General features: G+C 69.4%; 23 protein-coding genes. 5 read left to right on the forward strand and 18 right to left on the reverse strand.

Going from position 1 to position 17,861, the window contains the following annotated elements:
* Positions 1-145 precede the first annotated feature (145 nt).
* Positions 146-823: a hypothetical protein gene (locus AB0I73_RS36300; protein ID WP_363044687.1), complete on the forward strand. Its 678-nt coding sequence runs from the start codon at positions 146-148 to the stop codon at positions 821-823.
* Between the two features lie 194 nt (positions 824-1,017).
* Here AB0I73_RS36300 and AB0I73_RS36305 read toward each other — a convergent pair whose 3' ends face one another.
* The 16 genes from AB0I73_RS36305 to AB0I73_RS36380 form a co-directional block, all read right to left on the reverse strand.
* Entirely contained in the window at positions 1,018-1,719 is a 702-nt protein-coding gene (locus AB0I73_RS36305; protein ID WP_363044688.1) for a hypothetical protein, read from the reverse strand.
* 52 nt (positions 1,720-1,771) lie between these two features.
* Positions 1,772-2,224, reverse strand: a complete 453-nt coding sequence (locus tag AB0I73_RS36310) for a protein kilB (RefSeq protein WP_363044689.1) — start codon at positions 2,222-2,224, stop codon at positions 1,772-1,774.
* A gap of 28 nt (positions 2,225-2,252) precedes the next feature.
* Positions 2,253-2,543 carry a hypothetical protein gene (locus AB0I73_RS36315; RefSeq protein WP_363044690.1) on the reverse strand — a complete coding sequence of 97 codons (291 nt, stop codon included), beginning with the start codon at positions 2,541-2,543 and terminating at the stop codon, positions 2,253-2,255.
* A 196-nt stretch (positions 2,544-2,739) separates the two neighbouring features.
* Positions 2,740-3,120, reverse strand: coding sequence for an RRQRL motif-containing zinc-binding protein (locus AB0I73_RS36320; RefSeq protein ID WP_363044691.1), 381 nt, complete (start codon positions 3,118-3,120; stop codon positions 2,740-2,742).
* A gap of 118 nt (positions 3,121-3,238) precedes the next feature.
* Positions 3,239-3,589, reverse strand: a complete 351-nt coding sequence (locus tag AB0I73_RS36325) for a hypothetical protein (RefSeq protein WP_363044692.1) — start codon at positions 3,587-3,589, stop codon at positions 3,239-3,241.
* 188 nt (positions 3,590-3,777) lie between these two features.
* Entirely contained in the window at positions 3,778-4,461 is a 684-nt protein-coding gene (locus tag AB0I73_RS36330) for a hypothetical protein (RefSeq protein WP_363044693.1), read from the reverse strand.
* A gap of 68 nt (positions 4,462-4,529) precedes the next feature.
* A complete protein-coding gene (locus AB0I73_RS36335) occupies positions 4,530-4,886 on the reverse strand; it encodes a hypothetical protein (RefSeq protein WP_363044694.1) in 357 nt (118 codons plus the stop codon).
* A 58-nt stretch (positions 4,887-4,944) separates the two neighbouring features.
* Positions 4,945-6,879 carry a pRL2-11 gene (locus tag AB0I73_RS36340; RefSeq protein WP_363044695.1) on the reverse strand — a complete coding sequence of 645 codons (1,935 nt, stop codon included), beginning with the start codon at positions 6,877-6,879 and terminating at the stop codon, positions 4,945-4,947.
* Positions 6,880-7,113: 234 nt separating this feature from the next.
* On the reverse strand, positions 7,114-8,193 hold the full coding sequence (locus tag AB0I73_RS36345) for a DUF2637 domain-containing protein (protein ID WP_363044696.1): 1,080 nt from the start codon (positions 8,191-8,193) through the stop codon (positions 7,114-7,116).
* 2 nt (positions 8,194-8,195) lie between these two features.
* Entirely contained in the window at positions 8,196-8,615 is a 420-nt protein-coding gene (locus AB0I73_RS36350; protein WP_363044697.1) for a hypothetical protein, read from the reverse strand.
* A 79-nt stretch (positions 8,616-8,694) separates the two neighbouring features.
* Entirely contained in the window at positions 8,695-8,862 is a 168-nt protein-coding gene (locus tag AB0I73_RS36355; protein WP_363044698.1) for a pRL2-8, read from the reverse strand.
* The gene (locus AB0I73_RS36360; protein WP_363044699.1) at positions 8,862-9,182 is read right to left on the reverse strand and encodes a hypothetical protein; all 321 of its coding nucleotides are present in this window, start codon (positions 9,180-9,182) and stop codon (positions 8,862-8,864) included. The genes AB0I73_RS36355 and AB0I73_RS36360 overlap by 1 nt, the downstream gene beginning before the upstream one ends.
* Positions 9,182-9,403 (reverse strand): hypothetical protein, encoded by a 222-nt coding sequence (locus AB0I73_RS36365; protein WP_363044700.1) that lies wholly within the window; start codon positions 9,401-9,403, stop codon positions 9,182-9,184. Before AB0I73_RS36365 ends, AB0I73_RS36360 begins: the two co-directional genes overlap by 1 nt.
* A 2-nt stretch (positions 9,404-9,405) precedes the next feature.
* Positions 9,406-9,606, reverse strand: coding sequence for a hypothetical protein (locus AB0I73_RS36370; protein WP_363044701.1), 201 nt, complete (start codon positions 9,604-9,606; stop codon positions 9,406-9,408).
* On the reverse strand, positions 9,603-9,743 hold the full coding sequence (locus AB0I73_RS36375) for a hypothetical protein (RefSeq protein WP_363044702.1): 141 nt from the start codon (positions 9,741-9,743) through the stop codon (positions 9,603-9,605). The genes AB0I73_RS36370 and AB0I73_RS36375 overlap by 4 nt, the downstream gene beginning before the upstream one ends.
* On the reverse strand, positions 9,740-10,204 hold the full coding sequence (locus tag AB0I73_RS36380) for a hypothetical protein (protein WP_363044703.1): 465 nt from the start codon (positions 10,202-10,204) through the stop codon (positions 9,740-9,742). Before AB0I73_RS36380 ends, AB0I73_RS36375 begins: the two co-directional genes overlap by 4 nt.
* 249 nt (positions 10,205-10,453) lie before the next feature.
* Between AB0I73_RS36380 and AB0I73_RS36385 the strand changes: the two genes are divergently transcribed.
* The 4 genes from AB0I73_RS36385 (at position 10,454) to AB0I73_RS36400 (ending at position 16,100) form a co-directional block, all read left to right on the forward strand.
* On the forward strand, positions 10,454-11,209 hold the full coding sequence (locus AB0I73_RS36385) for a GntR family transcriptional regulator (protein ID WP_363044704.1): 756 nt from the start codon (positions 10,454-10,456) through the stop codon (positions 11,207-11,209).
* Positions 11,210-11,213: 4 nt separating this feature from the next.
* Positions 11,214-11,783, forward strand: coding sequence for a GNAT family N-acetyltransferase (locus AB0I73_RS36390; RefSeq protein WP_363044705.1), 570 nt, complete (start codon positions 11,214-11,216; stop codon positions 11,781-11,783).
* Between the two features lie 359 nt (positions 11,784-12,142).
* Positions 12,143-15,445 carry a DUF927 domain-containing protein gene (locus tag AB0I73_RS36395; RefSeq protein ID WP_363044706.1) on the forward strand — a complete coding sequence of 1,101 codons (3,303 nt, stop codon included), beginning with the start codon at positions 12,143-12,145 and terminating at the stop codon, positions 15,443-15,445.
* A gap of 1 nt (position 15,446) precedes the next feature.
* Complete coding sequence (locus AB0I73_RS36400) at positions 15,447-16,100, forward strand: hypothetical protein (RefSeq protein WP_363044707.1); 654 nt, start codon at positions 15,447-15,449, stop codon at positions 16,098-16,100.
* A gap of 176 nt (positions 16,101-16,276) precedes the next feature.
* Here the strand turns inward: AB0I73_RS36400 and AB0I73_RS36405 are convergent, their stop codons facing one another.
* Together AB0I73_RS36405 and AB0I73_RS36410 are read right to left on the reverse strand one after the other, a co-directional pair.
* Positions 16,277-16,579: a hypothetical protein gene (locus AB0I73_RS36405; protein ID WP_363044708.1), complete on the reverse strand. Its 303-nt coding sequence runs from the start codon at positions 16,577-16,579 to the stop codon at positions 16,277-16,279.
* Positions 16,576-17,316 (reverse strand): ParA family protein, encoded by a 741-nt coding sequence (locus AB0I73_RS36410; protein WP_363044709.1) that lies wholly within the window; start codon positions 17,314-17,316, stop codon positions 16,576-16,578. The genes AB0I73_RS36405 and AB0I73_RS36410 overlap by 4 nt, the downstream gene beginning before the upstream one ends.
* Between the last annotated feature and the right edge of the window lie 545 nt (positions 17,317-17,861).

A 17,861-nucleotide genomic window follows, 5' to 3' on the forward strand; every position in this document is an offset into this window, starting at 1 on the left:
CCATCAGGGCAGGCCCGGCCGGACCCCGGGCCACCCGAGCGACCACGAACGGCCGGCCTTCCCGTCCCGGCGCAATTAATCTGGCCTGATTGACCGCGAAAGCGCTGCTCAGAGCACCTTTTCAGACCTAGCTACACTCTCCCGCATGTCTCGATCGTTCGTCGTCGCCGTGAATCCGGCGGATCTTGTGACCCTGGAAGCTGCGGTCACGGCAGGCCGTGAGGCCGAGGAAGCGTGGCTGAAGGCCGCGCGGGAGCGGGAGGGCATCCCGGGCCATCGCGGCCGACGCCTGAGTCAGGCGCGCGAGCGCGTGCGGACCGAGCGGGCGCGGCTCCGGGAGTCCGGGAAGTTGGCCGGGACCGTGGATCTCGTGGTGACCCGGGCGGTTCGTGCGGAGATGCGGAGCCGCGGACTGGACCGGGACTGGGACCCGCTCCCGTCGCACGCGGTCTCCGCTCCGGGGCGGCCCGTGGGCACCGGCAACGGCCGGGAGGGCACCGACGAAGAGGGCCGGACGGTGCTGACCGGTCGGGTCACGGTGAAGCTCCCGGACGACCTGGCGGAGCGGTTGGTGCGCGGCTGCTACTGGACGAGTGAACCGGCGGTGAAGGCCTTGTGGGAGTGGGCGGAGCGGTGGGGCGACGGGCCGATCGGGAAGCTGAAGGACGCGGCGCGGTCCGGGGCTCCGGCCGGGCTGGCGATGATGGCAGCGGCCTTCGCGGAACGGGCGCCGGCCGACGCGCTGCGGGAGCGGGAGCGGCTTCGAGCCGAGATCGTGACGACCGGGGACGTGCTGCGCGCGGCGATCCGCCGGGCGCGCTGAGGCCCTGTACGGCCCTGTGAGGGCCTGGAACGGGGTGGTTGGTCCCGGACAGCCGGAACGGCCCCGCACGGGCGTGTGCGGGGCCGTTCCGGCTTCTCAGGGGGCACGGAGTCTCCGTGTCTTCCGTGCGTGCAGTGCCGTCTACAGGGCTGCAATCAGCAGGGCCGGTCCGCCCCCGCCGTACGCGTTCACGTTCAGTTCTTGCGCTCGGCGTTCAGCAACTCGTGCGGCTCGAAGCCGAGGAAGTCCGCGACGGTCTCGCGCTCCTTGCCGCTGAGGCCGCGGACGGTCACCTGTCCGTCGCTGGCCTCCGAGACGACTCGGCCGGTCTTGCCGATCAGGTCAGTGCGGTCGGCTAGCAGGCCGGAGACACCCACGACGCGGACCTTCTGGCCGATGTAGAAGTCCCCGTCCGCGACCGGCGTCCCGGGCTTGTAAGGGTCCTTGATGCGGCCCTTGTCCGCCGGGCCTCCGTCCTCCGCCCACTGCTCCCAGGTGCTGGGCATGGCGGCCAACAGGGCCTCACGGCGGTATTGGGCAGTGCTGCGGCCGACGTCCATTGCGTGGGCCAGGCTCTGGACCGTGCCGCCGGACCGGGCGTGGGCGCGGACTACGGCGTCCCTGATGCCTTCCAGGCGGGGGAGCAGTCGGTTGTCCAGGTCGTTGATCGCCGTGTACCAGTCGTCGGGTCCGGCGAAGTACGGCTCTCCGGCCGTGCTTCGGCCGGAGCGCAGCAGGGCCATTGCCCACAGGGCGGAGTGGAGCCAGTCGGCCATGGTCTCGGCGTCGGAGTCGATCGCCTTCGCCTGACTCGGGCTGAGACTGATGGTGATGTCCAGGCCGCCCATGCGGGCGTCGTCGCCGTGCGTGAAGGCGATCGGTTCGATGTTCGTCATGGCGGGTGTTCTCCTCGGGTGTCGGGTCGGTCGGGCGGAAGAGACCGGCGCGTCAGGCGAAGTGCCGGGCGGCCGTGGTCGTGAAGCGGTCGGCGGCCGTGATGGCGGCCTCCCGGAGGCTGTTGAGCGTGTCGAGGTCGGCGGCGTTGCGCAGCGCGTAGGAGGCGCGGGCAGCGTCTTCGGCGGCCTGGCCCAGGGACGGGACGAGGATCGAGACGAGCACCTTCGGGGCCTCGATGGCGGAGCGGGTGGCGTGGGATTCGGCGCGGGCCGCGGCGATGCGGTCAGTGTCGGCGTCAGTCAGGCGCAGCTCCTCGCGGACGGCCATCGCGCGGCGGTGGGCAGCTACGGCGGAGGCGAAGGCGGTGACGGCCTCCAGCTCCCGGGCCTGGCGCTGGTCGTCGCGGGCGGCGTCGCGGGTGGCGCGGGCGCTGCGGTTCTGGAGCAGTCCGGCGACGAGCGCGCCGAGCAGGGTTCCGGCAACGGCGATCACGGTGCTGAGCATGGTTCCCCCCTTGGGTTCGTGGTGCGGGTCAGGCGGCGGGCTTGAGCCGGACGCCGGCGGGGTGGAGCAGGGCCGCGCCCAGAACGGCTACCAGGGCGCCGACCACCAGGAGCGCGGTCTGGAGGACGACGGCGGTCCCGGAGCGTCCGACGACCTTGGCGAAGGTGGCGACGGTCGCGGTGTAGATGGCGCCCGCGAAGGTCAGGGCCGCCGTGGTGGTCGCGCCGTGGTCGAGGGCGAAGAGGCCTGTAAGGGCGGCCATGATCAGGCCGCAGACGGCGAAGAGGCCGAGCAGTGCGGCGGTGGCCTTCGCTTCCATGTGGACGCTCCCCTGTCGTCTGAGATTTGTACGGAACTTCGTACAAGAAAGACTGTACGGACTCCCGTGCAAGCGCGTCAAGCGGTCCCCGAAGATTCTTTGCACGGGTCAAAAGGCACGGAAGGCACTGCACGCACTGAACGCACTGTGGCCCCCGTCCGGGCTGGACGGGGGCCACAGGGTCCTGCTGGTCGGGTCAGAGGGCGGCGCCCATGTCGCACGCCTTGCAGTCGGGTTCCCGGCAGGTGCAGTGCGTGCAGTGGCCCACGGAAGGCGGGATGACCTCCTCTCGGAGCCAGCCGCACTGGGGGCAGGTCATGCGGGCCGCGAGCATGGCAGCGACCGAGCGCCATCGGCCCGGGGTCATCGGACGGACCGGGGCGGCCTTGCTGGCGTCGTACAGGTACGCGTACCGCCAGCCGTGCCGCCAGTAGCGGATCTGCGCGACGGGATCGTGGCCGTTGGGGCGCAGGCCGCGCGTGCGGAGCTGGCGGCGGGTCAGCAGCCCTTCCGGCGCGCAGCGCTTGCGGTACGTCGGGATCACACCGGATTCGTTCTCGTACTCTTCGACGTGCACCGGAGCGTTCTCCTTCGGTGTCGTGCTCCCCGGGGTGATGGCGTCACCAGCGGGTGAGCGACCCAGCGGGCCGGGGGCGGTTGCTTCGTCCCCGGCCCGCGTGCGTCCGGCCGGCGCTTCAGCCGCGGGCGCGGCGGCGGTACGCCTGGGTGGCCAGCCGCTCCATGCGGGTGATGTAGCGGCGGGCCTGCCACCACGTCCCCAGTTCGGCCACGGTGTCGTCGGGCTCGGAGAACGGGCCGCCCTTGACGAACCAGCAGGGCTGGCCGTCCTCGGAGTCGACGCCCCGGGCGATCCACCAGCCAGAGCGACTGGTGCGCAGGACGTATACGTCCACCAGGCCGATCAGCAGCAGGGCGGCAGCCCACCAGCGGGCGGGGACGTCGCCCCAGAAGTGCTGGACGACCAGGATCGTGCTGCCGGTCAGCAGGCCCAGGGCCACGGCGCGGACGTCACCTTTGGTGATCATGGAACCTCCACAGAAGGTTTGTACAGGAGTCCGTACAGGCTCCAATGTACGGACTCCTGTACAAGCAGGTCAAGCGATTCGGGGACATTGGTCGCGGTCAGCAGGCACGGAAGGCACTGCACCCACTGAAAACACTGAGGCCCCCGCCCGGAGCCGGGCAGGGGCCTCAGTGGTGCAGCGCCCGCCGGTCAGCGGGTCACGAGCTGGCGCGCTTCGTCGTCGGTTACGTACGCAGTGCGCACGGGGCCAGGACCGTCGTAGTCCTCGAACTCCCCGACCCCGACTCCGGCCGGCCGGGAGCCAAGGGTGAGCACGGCCGAGCAGTCGCGGAACACCCGCAGCTCGCGGCCGGCCGCTGCCTGCCGGGTGGTCGAGGCCACCAGGTGGTAGCCGCCCGCGCGGCCGAGCGTGACCACCTTCTCCAGCGCGGACAGGGCGGACATGCGGTCGGGGCCGACACCCACGAGCACCTTCCGGAGCCGTTCCAGGCCGTCCACGACCAGGACGCGGCGGGAGGCCGGCGCGCGGCCGTCCAGCGCCTCCAGCTTGATCTCCAGGCCGGTCACGAAGTCGGTGACAGCCTCAGCGATGGGCTCAGGGTCGGTGTGCATGGAAAGGCCGGCGGCGGCCAGGCCGCGGAAAGCGACGCGCTTGAAGTCGACGATCTGGACGTCCATTTTGTGGCGGGCGGTGTGCGCAGCCACGAAACGCAGAACGGACGTCGCGCCGGATCCGGTGGGCGCGGTGACGAGCAGGTGCGGCGTCACCTCCAGATCGATATTCCGGGGGCGGCCGGTGGCCGGGTCGACGAGCAGCGGAACGAGGGTGGCGCGGCCGGTGTCGGCGTAGCGGTCATACGAGACGGTCGTCATGTGCTTCTCCTTCGAAAGGTTTCCCAGTGGTAGGGGTGAAGGTCTCACCTGAACCGGACAGGGCGACTTCAGACGAGTGATTTGGCCCAGCGGGTGAATACACCCCACCTGTTCTTCGCGGCCCCAGACCAAGCTGCAAATTCCTTGGACGCCCGGAACAGCGCGCCGCCGATGAGCGTGTAGACCCAGAACACGCCCCACCACGGAATTGACGACTCGTGAAGGGCGATCAACAGCCGCACAATGATGCTCAGAGCGTTGTATGCGGCGAACGCCAGCAGGAAGCAGGCCGATCCGATAAGCGCGGTCGGGGTCCACTTCGGGAGCTTGGCCCAGGCGGGCATCCAGGACTTCCGGCGGCTCTCTTCTTCTTCGTCTTTCGAAAGAGAAACCGGTGCGGGAACGTCGGGGTAATTGTCGGTCATTTTGAAGCCTTTCGATGGGCCAGGGGCCGGTGCGCAACCGGCCCCCGGCGGGTGTGGATCAGTCTTCCTGTTCTGCGCTCTGCCCGGCCTTCGGACGGTTGCGCTCCCAGCGCCTCAGCTCAGACGGCCGATAGAGCTTTCCTCGCGTCTTCGCGTCCTTTCCGACCGAGGCCGGGAATTCTTTTCCACGGGTCTTGTCGTTGGCTTCCTTGCGGAGCACGGAAAGGCTGACCGAGACGATTTCCTGGTCAACAGCCTGCTTCAGCGTGACGGGGACGTCGGTGTCCTCGGCGGCCTCGGCTGCCTCTGCCAGCGGCGCCGCGAAAAGGGCCTCCATGTCCTCCTTGAAGCCCTCGGCGTCCTCCCGGACCGTGGAGCCGCGGCCCTGGGCCGGAATGGCCGGCAGGGGCTCTGTCACAGCGTCGACTGTGACGTTCACAGCGTCTTGTCCCAGGTAGGCGGGGGTGGTGTGACCCTGAGACGTTGTGACCGTGCGACCCAGCTCCGCCCAGGCACGGGCCTCATCCGGGGTGAAGAACACCACCTGGGTCTCGTTGGCGACGCCGCCCAGGACGACCTGGGCGCGGCCCGTGTGGCGGGTCGACTTGGGCGCGGGCTGGACCTCCGGGACAAGCATGTTCCAGGCGTTCCGGGTGTAGCGGGCGAGAATTCGGGTGGCGAAGTTCTCGCGCATTTCTGGGCCACCGAGGGCGTTCGCCGTGGCCGACTGAGCGACCATGAGGACGTGCATCTTGACCGCACGACCCATGAACAGGATCTCTCCCAGCGCGTCAATTGCCGGGGATTCCTTGGGATCAGCGGGACCGTCCTCGTCCGCCTTTGTCTTCCGGACTGAAGCCCAATACCGCTTCAGCTTTCCGATGGTCGCGTTGGCTTCCTCCAGGAGAATTGCCATGCGGGCGCCAACCGGGGCCTCTCCCTCATCGCCTTCCCAGGCATCCACGATGCGGTTACGGCGCTCTCCCTCTTTACCGAGAGCGACCAGCGCATCGTGAATGTCCTCGATTTCCCGGTGATAGGCAACACCGGGAAGTCCGCGCACCCACTTGTGCGAGTGTCGCTTGCGGTCGAGAACCGCTCCTTCCGCTCCATTCCGCAGGAGCTGGGCGAAAACGGCACGGAGAATGACGGACTTACCGCCACCCGTTCCGGCCGAGACCAAAACATGCGGGGATTCCGCATCCAGGTCGACGGAAATAGCTCGGCCACGGTGCGAAAGGCCGATGAGGGGGGCCGATTCCGGCATTCCCTCTACGATCTTGCGGACTTCCGGGTCCGAGAACATGACCTTGGAGGGCGGGCGCGGCGACTGCTTCACCATCACGTGGTGGTTCCGGCCCTCGACGTGCCACGAGAACGTGACGTCCTGGAGGGCGAGTTTGTTCGTGACCACGGTCTTGACCAGCGTCTTCACGTCGTCCTGGCCCGCGAAGTCGGCAGGCAGGTCGATGCGGATCGCGTCCCCGGTGATCTCGTCGTAGTTCACGGGGACGTGGATGTACCGGCTCGGCTTCGTGCCCTCGGGGTAGCCCAGCTTCTCCCTCAGTGCGACGTGCAGCGGCCATACCCAGTCGCGCTGGTGGCGCCAGGTCACGGCCCCGTCCATGAGCCGGTAGCCGACCCAGGCCGTGGCGGCCGACCCGGCCGTGAAACCGCCGGCCTGGAGAACCTCCAGGGTCATCGTGGGGTCCTGGGCGTAGGCGTAGCCGGTGCCTGCCATGCCCGCGCTCCCGGCCCAGCGGAACCCTGCACGCTCCAGTCGGGCCAGGTAGTCCCAGCGGTGCGCCTGGCGGCCGTCCTCGCGCTCCGTGCGGGTTCCGCGGTGCGTCCAGGTGGCGTTCGTGCGGGGCTTGCCGTCCATCGGGGAGCCCGACAGGAAGCGCCAGGCCGTCCGAGGGAGACCCACGGCCAGCGCACCCAGCGCCTCTTCGATTTCACGGTTCGTGTCGCTCTGCGGGTTGCGTGCCATCATCTGTCTGCTGACTCCTGTTCCTGCTCGGATGGAGGAGTTGGCGCCCGGCCCTCTATCGGCCGGAGGGGCCGTGCCCGGTTGCGTCGGGCACGGTCCCGTGAACCCCCGGAACTCCGGTGGTCCGCCTTTCAATTCCTACTACGCGCCTCTGACATTCCCCGAACGATTTCCCGTAGGACGGGATGTGAGGGGCTTTCAGAAAGGGGGGAGAATTCTCCCCCCTGCGAATTCGGGTTAGAGGTACTGGCCCGTTCCGGCCGGGGTCTTCGGGACCTGGCGGCGGATCTCGCGCTTGACCGTCTCCGGGCTCACCTGCTTGCCCAGCACGGCGGGCACGGTGGCGATGAGCGTCGCGGTGTCGGTGACGCCCTGGGCCTTCAGCTCCCGGACGGCTCCGGCGACGGTGGACGCCTTCACCAGGACCGCCGGGTTGTCCGCCGGGTCCGCCGGGTTGTCCGCCGGGTCCGCCGACTTGTCCGCCTGAGCGGGCACGTCCGGGCTGTCCAACGGCAGGCCGATGGCGGTCAGCACGCGCTCACGAGCGTTGTCCGGCTGGACGTCGGCGGTGTCCGGGCGGACAACCGGCGCGGCCTCCGGGGCTTTGAACAGCGGCTTTCCGACCGCCGGGCGGTGTCCGCCGTTGTCCGGGCGGACGGCGGCGGGGATCTTGGTAGAGGCGGCGGACTCCGGGGCGTGAGCGGCGGACAGGACCGGGGTGTCGTCCGCCGGAGCGGCGGACACGGCGGACGGGGCGGCGGTGGCGACGGCGGCGGGGATGGTGTGCTCGTCCTCGCGGATCACCTCGTACAGGTCAGCCGGGCCGGTAGGCGGCTCGGTCACCGGAGCGATCCGCACCCACACATCGCGCCTCAGCGCGGCCTTCGCCTGCTTGTAGAAAAGCACCCAAATCAGGCCGGTCATCGAGCGGTGGCGCAGCTCGAAGGCGATCTCGAAGGCCAGGGGCGCGGCACCGAGGACGACGGCGGTCGTCCAGCCGCCCATCTCCTGGCCGTGCGCGGCGTTCACGACGGACGATGCGAGCAGGGCCAGCATCATCACGACGCGGGCGCCGAAGCCCTTGTGCGGCTCGTACCGGCGCTCGTACACCTGGAGTCCGGCCAGCAGGGCCAGGCCGTCGAAGACGCCGACGCCGAAGATGGCCACGGCCTTCGGGGCGCCGGCCGACATGAGCAGGGTCGACAGCGACCATCCGGACAGGGCGAACGAGGCGACCGCCAGCACTCCGACGATGACGTCGGCGGTGTTCGTCGTCCAGGTCCGTTCGGGCTTCTCGGGCATGTCGGGGACGTACATGGTCACTTCTCCTTGCGGGGGTTCGTGAGGGTCTTCACCTTCGAGACGAGCCACCCAGCCGCGACCAGCGCGCCGATGGTGGTCAGGCCGATCGGGACCGCGTTCGCACCGATCGCGCCGATCAGGCCCATGAGGGTGCCGCCGCAGATGACGACCACCCCGGCGATGCAGCCGCACAGGACGACGGCGACGACCAGGAGCAGGACGACGTTCACGATCAGCTCCCGCTGGGCGGGACTCATGGACGACTGCTCGGGGAGCTGCACGACGATCTGGGCGGGGGCCGGGGGCTGGCCGACCGTGTAGTGGTACGGCACCCCGTCGCGGTACTCGACGGCCGGCGGGCGGTGGTGCGCGGGCACGGCCGTGGTCGGCACGGCCGGGTAGTGCTGCTGGGCCTGGTACGGCTCGGGCGCGTTCACGGGGGGCCTCTCGTCTCGGGGGCCGGGGCCACGAGCTGTGACCCCGGCTGGAGGATGGATCAGGGAGCGGACAGGTCTGTCAGCGGACGATCAGGTGCGCGGGGTGGCCGTGGGCCATGTGGTCCACGCACTCCGGGCAGTCCTCGCGCGGGCCGAGGTGGGCGTGCGCCTCGCGGCCGGCGTGAGCGTGGAACCAGCACTGGCGGCACTCGCCGCGGGGCGGGTTCAGGGCGATCTGGCTGGCCATCACCACCACCCGCCGGTCGACTTCTTCGCGGCCTTGGCGGCGGCGGCCTGGTTCACGATCGCCTGCCGCTCGGCCTGGAGGGCGGACAGCTCGGCGGTCAGCCGGGACTCGACCGCGGCCTGGAGCCCGGCCAGCTTCCGGTCCGCGTTCGCCGGGCTCTTGCCCCGCAGCACCTTGTAGGAGCCGCCCGCCAGCGCGGTCACGACCTGACGCTTCTCCGAGGCGGTCAGGGGCCACATCTCGCCCTGCCGGGCCGCGGTGAGCCTGCGGGTCACGTCCTGGATCGCACGGTCCAGGCGCCGGGTGTCGGGCTTGCCCATCACCGACCACCCTCCAGCGCGTCCCGCTCCAGGCTGAAGAAGAGGGTGGTCGTACGACGCAGGCCGTACTCCTCCTTCACTCCCCGGAGGAGAGAGGCGTAGATCTCGCGGCGGCTGGCGACGTACTCGTCGACGTCGACCATCCCGTCCAGCGAGAGCCGGTTCCCGTCCGCGTCGGCCAGCGACAGGACCCAGTGGTACCGGGTCATCTCCTCGTTCATGGTCAGCCCCTCTTCGGGTAGGTGTGGCCGGCGGGCGGCTCGGTGCAGACGTTCGCGTGCAGGGCGTGCGCCACGGTCTCCTCGAACTCCGCGCGGAGCGGGCTCACCGGCGTGCCGTGCGGCTCCAGAGAGGCGCCGAGCGCGGCGGCCAGAGCGTGGGTACGCAGGTAGTCGTCCTCGGCGGTCTCGCGGCGGATGCTCACTTCTGGCCTCCCTGCTGGGCCTGCTGCTGGGCCTGGATCGCGGCGGCGGCCTGACGCGCGGCCTCAGCCGCGGCGGCGGCCTGCTGGGCCTGCTGCATGTGGTGCTGGGCGGCGGGCTCGGTCGCGGGGATGCTCATGCGGCCACCTCCGGGGCGCCCACGTAGGTCCCGTGGGTCCGGTAGTAGCGGTCCGCGGCGGAGTTCGCGGCCCGGCAGGCGGGGCACGCGGCCTCACCACGGCGCCGGTGCGCGTCGTAGCCCTTACGGGTGCCGCACACCGGGACCGTCAGCCCGCGCGGGCGGGGCCTGGCCAGACTCGGCGCACTCGGCGCGACCTGACCCGGGAACCACTTCCGCAGCGTGGCCGTGGACCTGCCCACCCGCGCGGAGACCACGGAGTAGGGGACCTGGTGGTCCAAGAGGAGCTGAGCGGTATAGCGGGCCTCGTCGTCCGTCAGGGTCCAGCCCTGCCGCTGGCCCTTGGCCGCCCGCTCCACGGCCACCATGTCGATGACGGCCAGGCCCTCGGAGGTGGCCAGCCACACCGTGGTCGCGGCCTGCCTGGGGATGCAGATGCGGTCTTCCTCGATACGATCCATCTCAGGATCGCTCCCTTCTGTGCACGCAGTCGGGTTCGGTCTAGGCCCTGGTCCGGAGGTGAGATGCCGGACTGGGGCCGCTTGCGTTCTACTGTCCGCGAACTTGGGTACTCAAGTTCCGCCGACAAGACAGACCGTAGGCGCTTAGGTAATCGACCGTCAAGTCTTAGGTACCCAAGAGCTTATGAGTGACACTCAGATGGACCCGAGTTGTGTACTCAACTTCGTGATCGGTGTACTCTTCCGCTCATGACCTCAACACCTGCCCGCCGAACCACGGCGAGAGCCATCGCTGACGACCTCCGACACCAGATCAGGACTGGTGTGCTGAAGCCTGGCGACGTCCTTCCCACCAGCCGCGAACTGGCGGACCGCTTCGGCGTGACACCCAAAACGGTCGGCGCGGGAATCGACATTCTGAAGTCCGAAGGCCTGGTCATTGGCGAGCAGGGAGGCCGCCGGCGGGTTCGGTCCGGCCGTCCCATCGTGTGGAACCTGACCCGCTTCGAACGGGGCACCCGGCGCGACTCCGCGGCTGGTGACGACTGGTCAACCGCCATCCGGGACGCTGGTCGTGAACCCGCCCAACACGTCACCGTTCACGTCGGACCTGCTGACGACCAAGTGGCCTCCTGGCTCCAGGTGGCCCCCGGCTCTGAGGTCGTCCAGCGAGTCCGGCTGAGGACCGTGGACAGTCAGCCCTATCAGCTCTCCACCAGCAGCTTTCCTATGCGGATCGCGGAAGGTACCCCGCTTCTGGAAGAGCGCGACGTGTCGATGCCGGGCGGCATCCTCGCCTCGATCGGCCACCCTCAACTCCGCGTGCGGGACGAAATCACGATCCGGATGCCCAACCCTGAAGAATCCGAGCGGCTGGACCTCCCCCCGGGGACCCCTGTCGCCGAACATGTCCGCATCGGCTACGGGGAGTCGGGACCTGTACGCGCAATGGTGACCATCGCTCCCGGCGACCGTCACCGCCTCGTCTATGAGCTGGAGGTCTGACTCCATGTACGTAATCCACCCCGCCAGCGCGGCGGATGTTCCCGCCCTGATGGCACTGCGCACTGAGGCCGAAGACTGGCTGAGGGCAAAGGGCTCTGACCAGTGGTCAGACCGGGAAACAGGCTCCCGGGCCATCGCAAAATGGAAAACAGCTATCACTGAGGGACGGACCTGGATTATCCGTGAAGAAGGGGACGAACGAGTCCTCGGCACGGTGAGCCGGGGTCCCGTCGACACCGACTTTTGGACCGAGCAGGACGCCCCCGAAACGGCGTTCTACCTGTACAAATTGATGGTTGCTCGGTCCGCTTCGGGCCTCGGCATCGGCAGTCTCATCCTGGACTGGGCCTGCAAAGTGGCCTCCCTGGAGGGGCGAGAGCACGTCCGGATCGACTGCTGGCGGACCGCCCACGGACTCCAGCGGTACTACGAGGGACTCGGCTTCACCCACATCCGAACCGAGGCCCCGCCTCATCGGCGGTCCGGGTGGCTCGGCCAGCGGTCGGCATCCCTCATCCTCAACGACAGCCAGGAGCTGCACCCCGTCAGCAGTCGCAGTCTCACCCGGCTGTAGATCCGGCGACCCAGGTCTGACCTGGAAGTATGACCGGAACCCCATGTCCGCTCTGCCCGTTAAGGTGACCGGACAACTCAAGATCAAGGACCGGTCAACGCGAAAACCCGCCCCGGACCCTCTCTGGCGTCGAAACCAGGTGAGGGGTCGAAATCCGGAAGCGGGTTCACGTTGACCTAGGAAGGTGGTCCACCCAGGAGTGTAAGGCAGGGACGGGGAGAATTCTCCCCCCCCTCCCTTGACGATCACTCTGGCGGGTGGACCGGGAACCGAGAGGTGAACGGGTGCCCCCCCAGGCACGGCAGAACCAGACGAAGACGGCGGACCGCCCCCAGGGCAGGCCCGGACCGTCCATCCCCATGAGCAGCGGCTCATGGGCGTACTCCATCGGCGCGGGCTCGTACCCGCGCGGCGTGTACCTGCTCAGCCGTGGCGATGACGCCCGCTGGGAACTGGTCGCGCCCCTCCCCTATGTCCTCGAAGTCGTGCTGCGGCGCGGTGGTGACCGGAAGATCACCATTCGTGAGTTCCGGCTGTCCGCCGACGCCGCCGGCACCATGACGATCCTCTGCAACCGCGACGGCCTCAAGACGGGAATCTGGATGGAGCAGCTGGACTTCGGCTTCGCGCCCCTGGACGACAAGGTCGTGAAGGCCGCCGGTACGGCAATCTCGAAGCTGGCCGAGGACGCCCCGCGCGTCGAGGCCATTCCGAGCTGGACCGCTGACGGCCTCCAGCTCCCGCCCGGCGACGTCGGCCCGTACGGGTACGGCGACACCTGCGGGAGTGAGGAGCAGGCCCGGGAGATCTGGGACCGGGCCGGGACCATCCTCGGTGAGGAGGGCAACGAGAACGGCGCCCTGTTCATGGGCGTCGCCATCGGCGGCCTGTTCCTGGCCCCGTTCAAGCTCCAGTGCTTCATCTGCCACACCTGCGGCGGGTCCTCCGGCGGCAAGTCCTCGATCATGAAGCTGACCGTGAGCGCCTTCGGTCGGGTCGAGGACGTCATGGGCAACTGGAACCTGGCCAAGGTCGGCAACAGCGAAGACCTGCTGCGCCTCGGGTGCCTGACCAACTTCCGCGACGAGATCGGCATGATGGGCCGCCTCACCCCGCGCGAGGCTGAGCAGATCATCTTCCAGCTCACCGAGGGTGCCCAGCGCACCCGCGCACGGCAGAAGGGCGGCGGCACCGACCGGACCGCGAAGTACAAGGGCGTCATCATGTCGAGCGGCAATGACTCCCTGCTGGGCATGGCCACCGAACAGGAGGGCCTGAACGTCCGCGTCCTGGAGCTGCCGAACCAGATGACGGCCAATGCCGAGACGTCGGACGAGCTGGCCCGGCTCGCGGATCTCGCCTACGGGTGGCCGCTGAAGTGGATGCGCGAAGACGTCACCCTGGAAGGAGCCTGGGAGGAAATCGCCAAGGCCCGGCGGGACCTGGGCGTCGACCGGGTGACCGGGCCGGACGCCCGGATCGGGCGCAACGTCGCCATCGGCGTGGCCGGAGCCGCCCTGTTCGAGCAGATCACCCACACCGAGGGCGCCCGCGCGAACGCCCTGAAGGCCGGGCTGGCCCTGTTCCAGCAGCAGGTCACCGAGATGCGCGAGACGTCCATGAAGCAGGGTGACAAGCTGCTGGCGGTCATCTCCGAGACCTTCGCGTCGAAGCCCTCCCTGTTCCCCTCCAAGACCGCGTACACCAGCGCGGCCCTGGGAGCGAACTCCCTGGAGACGGTCTCCGAGGCGTACGGGTGCGTCTACGACGAAGACGGGGAGCGCCGGATCGCGGTGTTCTCCAACAAGCTGAAGGCTATCTGCACGGCGGCGGACATCGTCTCGCCGCGCACCGGTCTGCGGGACCTTCGCCGTGACGGCCTGCTGGTGCTCGAAGAGTCCAACTCCCGCCAGGGCCTGACCAAGCGCGAGTGGCTGGGCGACTCGATCGGGTACGTGTACTGCTACGTCATCCGGCGTCCCAAGAACCAGGAGCCGGAGACGTTCGCCGCTGGCCCCGGTGAAGCCGCGGAAGACCTGCCCCTGGAGCCGATGCCGACGCTGGACGAGCACCTGCGGACCCCGGCCGCGCCGCGCACCGCGACGGCCCAGGACGCGGGGCCGGCCACCGTGGCGAAGGCCGTCGTGCCGGGCCAGTCGGTCCCGGCCTCCGTCGTCCAGGAGCAGCCGAAGCCGTCCCCGGCGGCTGCTGCTCCCGCCCCGGCTCGGCGCTCGGCGCCCGCCACGGTGAGCGTGTGGGCGGCCTCGAACGGCTACCTGATGGAAGCCGCCGGGTCCGGCTCGGTGGCGCTGGAGGGTGAGGCGGCGACGTCGCTCCCGGCGATGCTGGCGCTGCTGCGGTCGGTGGCGACGGCCGAGGACGTCACGGTCGTCATCGGCCCGGAGCTGCGCGCCGCGTACGGCCTGGCGGACGAGTGCTGGCCGCGCGTGAAGGGCTCGGTGTGGGACCGGCAGAGCCGCAAGGCCGACCGGGAGGCCGCTGAGGCATTCCAGGTGCCCTGGAAGCCGGTGGTCGAGGCCGGGTGGCACCAGCCGTTCCGGGCCGGGGAGCCGCCGCACATCATGCCGATGAGCGTCCTCCAGCACGCGCAGTACCCGGGCATGACGCGGGTCCTGGTCGCGGAGTGGCTGACGGAGGGGACGTTCCCGCGCGACGTCGACGAGCCGGAGCTGCCCGGCGCGTTCGAGCTGGCCTACCGGCTGCACCGGTTCACGGAGCTGACGGGCTGGACCTTCAGCGTCAGTGCGGCACGGACGGCACTGAACGCACTGAAGGGGATGCTGAAGTCCCCGACCGTGCGCCGCAAGCCGCGGTTCGTTGCCGACTCCAGCCGGTGGCCGTCGTACGACTACCTCAACACCTGGTCGCGGGAGCTGACCGAGGACGAGCGCGCGATGCGCCGCGTGCACGGCTACGACGGGAACAAGAACTACCTGCCCGCCTACAGCGAAGCCCTGGTGGCGGTGAACGAGCTGGAGCGGGTCATGTACCCGGAGTTCGACCCGAAGATGGCCGGCCTCTGGCTCATCACCGTGCCGACCTGGCCGCACAAGCTGCTCCCGGCCCCGGTCGTGCACGCCGCCTCCGGCTCGAAGACCTGGGTCACCACGGCGATCATCCGGCTCTACGCCGAAGCCGGGATCGAGGTCGAGATCCAGGAAGCCTGGATTGCCCAGGGCACCCAGTACAAGGCGTTCCGCGACTTCAAGGAGATCGTCCACAAGGCGTTCAAGGAGCTGGAGACGGGCGCGCTGGACGACTCCCGCAAGCCCGTGGACCCGGAGGAGCGGGCCGTCTACAACGCGCTCAAGGGCACGTTCCGCACCCTGCACGGCAAGCTCCAGGACGGCACCCAGAAGACGATCGCGCGGCCCGACTGGGGCTACGCGATCCGGGACGCGGCCTGGACCGGCATCCTGCGCAAGGCATACAAGGCGGGCGGGGTGATCCCGCTCAGCAAGGACAACCGGCCGACCGACACCCCGCGCTTCCCCGTGAAGCTGGACCTGGACGAGCTGATCTACCCGTCCAACGCCGACACCCACGACCAGGACGTCCCGGCCGGGCTCGTCCTCGGCACCGGCCTGGGCCAGTTCAAGGCGAAGACGAACGTGACCGTTGACGAGTGGATGGGGGCCTGACATGCCGAAGGGCACGCCCGAAGAGGGCGAAGAGAAGCTGCGGGACAAGCTGATCCGCAAGCTCACCGGCCGCGCTCCGGGCGCGATCGAACGGGAGCAGAAGAAGTCCCTGCCCGACCGGCTGAAGTGGCTGGAGAAGAAGCACAAGGGCTCCGACAAGGACGCGGCGAAGGCCGCCGGGATCTCCCTGACGACCTGGCGGCGGTGGCGCTCAGGCAAGCAGAAGCCAAAGGCCGACAGCATCGAGAAGCTGGACAAGGCCACCCGTGACGCCCTGGTGCCCAAGGGCCGCCGCAAGCGGATCTCGGAGTCCACCAACAAGGGCGGCGGGACGTACGCCGCCGCGCCGACCGGTGGGGCGCAGATGAGTGCCTGGGTCACGATCAGTTCCGACTCGCGGCCCCGGGATCTCAACCTGGGTGGCAACCTCCCGCCGGGACGGCTCGATCAGGTCGTGAACGCCTACGTGGAGAAGGGGGAGGACGCGGCGGTCGACGAGCTGAAGAAGGCGATCGGGGAGTACCTGCACGTCGACCCCGACGTGATCCACATCCACGACGTGACCGGCCTGGACTGGGGTCCGCTCAGGGAGCCGAAGGACTCCGGCGACGACACCGAATCGGGTGGCACCGACGAACAGGGCGAGATCTTCTAGCAGGCACTACAGTGGCCCCGCCGGAGCTTCCGGCGGGGCCACTTCCGCGTTCGGCCAGCGCTTTGGCCGGGTGTCACGCTCCCCTGTCACGCTCACTGTCACGCCGGGTGTCACGCACCCTCTGACCTGGGAAAACCTCCCTCTACGGGGCACCGCCAGGAGCGTGACACCCTCGGTCAGAACTGCTCGGCGCGCTCGGTCAGGATCTCCTTCACCCGCTCCGCGACGCTCGTGTCCTTGGGGTCCGTCAGCAGCTCCCCGAGGATGCGCAGCACGGGCGCCAGGGCCACTTCCGGCAGGCCGGTGTCGACGGCCGCGCCGTTGCACCAACGCTTCAGCTCGGCGTGCTGCTTGGGCTTCAGGTCGAGGGTGACGCGGATCGGCTCGGTGCGCACCCGGGCCGTCGAGGCGTCGGGAGCCTTCGGGACCTTCTTCGTGCGGTCCGCGGCGGCTCCGTAGCGGTTGCGTCGCGTGCTCATCGGGCGGCCTCACCGGTGTGGGCGCCGGCCTTCTGCTGGCTCGGGAGCCGCACCTCGTCTGTGTAGGGGCGGGCCAGCAGTTCCTTCAGCACCCGCTCGTACGCCGTGCCCATCGCCCGGACCCTGCTCCCTCCGCTCTGCCGGTAGAGGTTGTCGTTGTGCGGGACCTGGGCCGTCAGCGTCTCGTAGCCGCGCCCGGCCAGGGCTTCGCGGACGTCGGCGTCCGGGCCGTTCTTCGTCGCCTTCTTGGTGTTGGTGCGCGTCAGCAGGACCACCACGTCGGCGCGCGGCCGGCCTGCTCGCTCGCGCAGCTCCTGGACGTCCTCAAGGAAGTCGCCCAGGACGTCCTTCCCGTTGTCGTTGTCGTCCGCGAACATCCGGTCCACTTCCACCACGGACGGGGCCAGGGGCATGATCCAGCGGTCCGCGTAGATCATGGCGCCCCGGGCGATGGCGGCGTGGTCCTCGATCTGCGGGGTGTCGATGAGGACCGCGCCCCGGCCGTCCTCCAGGTCCGGCAGGGTCTTGTCCAGGCTCCGGCTGGTCTTGCTGACGACCGGGTACGGCATCCCGCCCGCCAGCTCGTCCCAGCGGTGGCAGGTCTGGCCCTTGTCCGCGTCGACCAGCAGCGGCGACATGTCGCGCTCGTAGAGGGCCTGGCCCAGGAAGATGCCGGACGTCGACCTGCCGACTCCGGGCTTGACGCTGATCAGCGCCCACCTATGGATTCTCGTCATGGCACGGAAGGTACTGCACGCACTGACGTTCCGTGCCCCGCCCTACCCGGTCTCCCCCGATCGAGGCCGCGCCCCGGCGGCCGGCCTTCCCGGCCTGGACGGCTCACGTTCAGTTCGGCGCGGGTCCGTACGTTCAGTTCGGCGCACGTTCAGTTCGGTCCGCGCGGTGCGTTCGGTTGGCCGGGGAGAACTGAACGTGAGTGTTTCCGCAGGTCAGAGCGGGTTTTGGTGGGGTGGGGGCTCAGTTCTGCGTTCAGTTCGGCGGATCTCACGTTCAGTTGGTCCGGCCGAACTGAACGTATGCGTTTTCGCAGGTCAGAGCCGGTGTTGGTGGCCCGTACGTTCAGTACGTTCAGTTTTTGGGCCAGCGGACCCATGCTCACAGAGTTCCCAGCAGCCTCGGGAGCCCTGTCGGCACCGGCCCGCGCGGCCGAACGAGAGGCCGGCCGAACGGCCTCGGTGGTGGGGAAGAGTGTCGCGGTCATTCTGGCCAGATAAAGCAGGCGACCGGTCGGGCGGCTGCTCGGCCGGGGGTGTTCTGACGA

It is taken from the genome of Streptomyces sp. NPDC050388 (genome assembly GCF_040655635.1).
GTDB lineage: Bacteria > Actinomycetota > Actinomycetes > Streptomycetales > Streptomycetaceae > Streptomyces.

What these genes read in the sequence shown, in the direction of transcription:
- AB0I73_RS36305 (WP_363044688.1), bottom strand. Translation starts at nt 1,719, where the DNA reads ATGACGAACATCGAACCGATCGCCTTCACGCACGGCGACGACGCCCGC.
- AB0I73_RS36365 (WP_363044700.1), bottom strand. Translation starts at nt 9,403, where the DNA reads ATGAACGAGGAGATGACCCGGTACCACTGGGTCCTGTCGCTGGCCGAC.
- AB0I73_RS36405 (WP_363044708.1), bottom strand. Translation starts at nt 16,579, where the DNA reads ATGAGCACGCGACGCAACCGCTACGGAGCCGCCGCGGACCGCACGAAG.
- AB0I73_RS36335 (WP_363044694.1), bottom strand. Translation starts at nt 4,886, where the DNA reads ATGACCGACAATTACCCCGACGTTCCCGCACCGGTTTCTCTTTCGAAA.
- AB0I73_RS36315 (WP_363044690.1), bottom strand. Translation starts at nt 2,543, where the DNA reads ATGGAAGCGAAGGCCACCGCCGCACTGCTCGGCCTCTTCGCCGTCTGC.
- AB0I73_RS36360 (WP_363044699.1), bottom strand. Translation starts at nt 9,182, where the DNA reads ATGGGCAAGCCCGACACCCGGCGCCTGGACCGTGCGATCCAGGACGTG.
- AB0I73_RS36300 (WP_363044687.1), top strand. Translation starts at nt 146, where the DNA reads ATGTCTCGATCGTTCGTCGTCGCCGTGAATCCGGCGGATCTTGTGACC.
- AB0I73_RS36400 (WP_363044707.1), top strand. Translation starts at nt 15,447, where the DNA reads ATGCCGAAGGGCACGCCCGAAGAGGGCGAAGAGAAGCTGCGGGACAAG.
- AB0I73_RS36395 (WP_363044706.1), top strand. Translation starts at nt 12,143, where the DNA reads ATGAGCAGCGGCTCATGGGCGTACTCCATCGGCGCGGGCTCGTACCCG.
- AB0I73_RS36410 (WP_363044709.1), bottom strand. Translation starts at nt 17,316, where the DNA reads ATGACGAGAATCCATAGGTGGGCGCTGATCAGCGTCAAGCCCGGAGTC.
- AB0I73_RS36340 (WP_363044695.1), bottom strand. Translation starts at nt 6,879, where the DNA reads ATGATGGCACGCAACCCGCAGAGCGACACGAACCGTGAAATCGAAGAG.
- AB0I73_RS36375 (WP_363044702.1), bottom strand. Translation starts at nt 9,743, where the DNA reads ATGAGCATCCCCGCGACCGAGCCCGCCGCCCAGCACCACATGCAGCAG.
- AB0I73_RS36390 (WP_363044705.1), top strand. Translation starts at nt 11,214, where the DNA reads ATGTACGTAATCCACCCCGCCAGCGCGGCGGATGTTCCCGCCCTGATG.
- AB0I73_RS36310 (WP_363044689.1), bottom strand. Translation starts at nt 2,224, where the DNA reads ATGCTCAGCACCGTGATCGCCGTTGCCGGAACCCTGCTCGGCGCGCTC.
- AB0I73_RS36380 (WP_363044703.1), bottom strand. Translation starts at nt 10,204, where the DNA reads ATGGATCGTATCGAGGAAGACCGCATCTGCATCCCCAGGCAGGCCGCG.
- AB0I73_RS36325 (WP_363044692.1), bottom strand. Translation starts at nt 3,589, where the DNA reads ATGATCACCAAAGGTGACGTCCGCGCCGTGGCCCTGGGCCTGCTGACC.
- AB0I73_RS36385 (WP_363044704.1), top strand. Translation starts at nt 10,454, where the DNA reads ATGACCTCAACACCTGCCCGCCGAACCACGGCGAGAGCCATCGCTGAC.
- AB0I73_RS36355 (WP_363044698.1), bottom strand. Translation starts at nt 8,862, where the DNA reads ATGGCCAGCCAGATCGCCCTGAACCCGCCCCGCGGCGAGTGCCGCCAG.
- AB0I73_RS36345 (WP_363044696.1), bottom strand. Translation starts at nt 8,193, where the DNA reads ATGTACGTCCCCGACATGCCCGAGAAGCCCGAACGGACCTGGACGACG.
- AB0I73_RS36330 (WP_363044693.1), bottom strand. Translation starts at nt 4,461, where the DNA reads ATGACGACCGTCTCGTATGACCGCTACGCCGACACCGGCCGCGCCACC.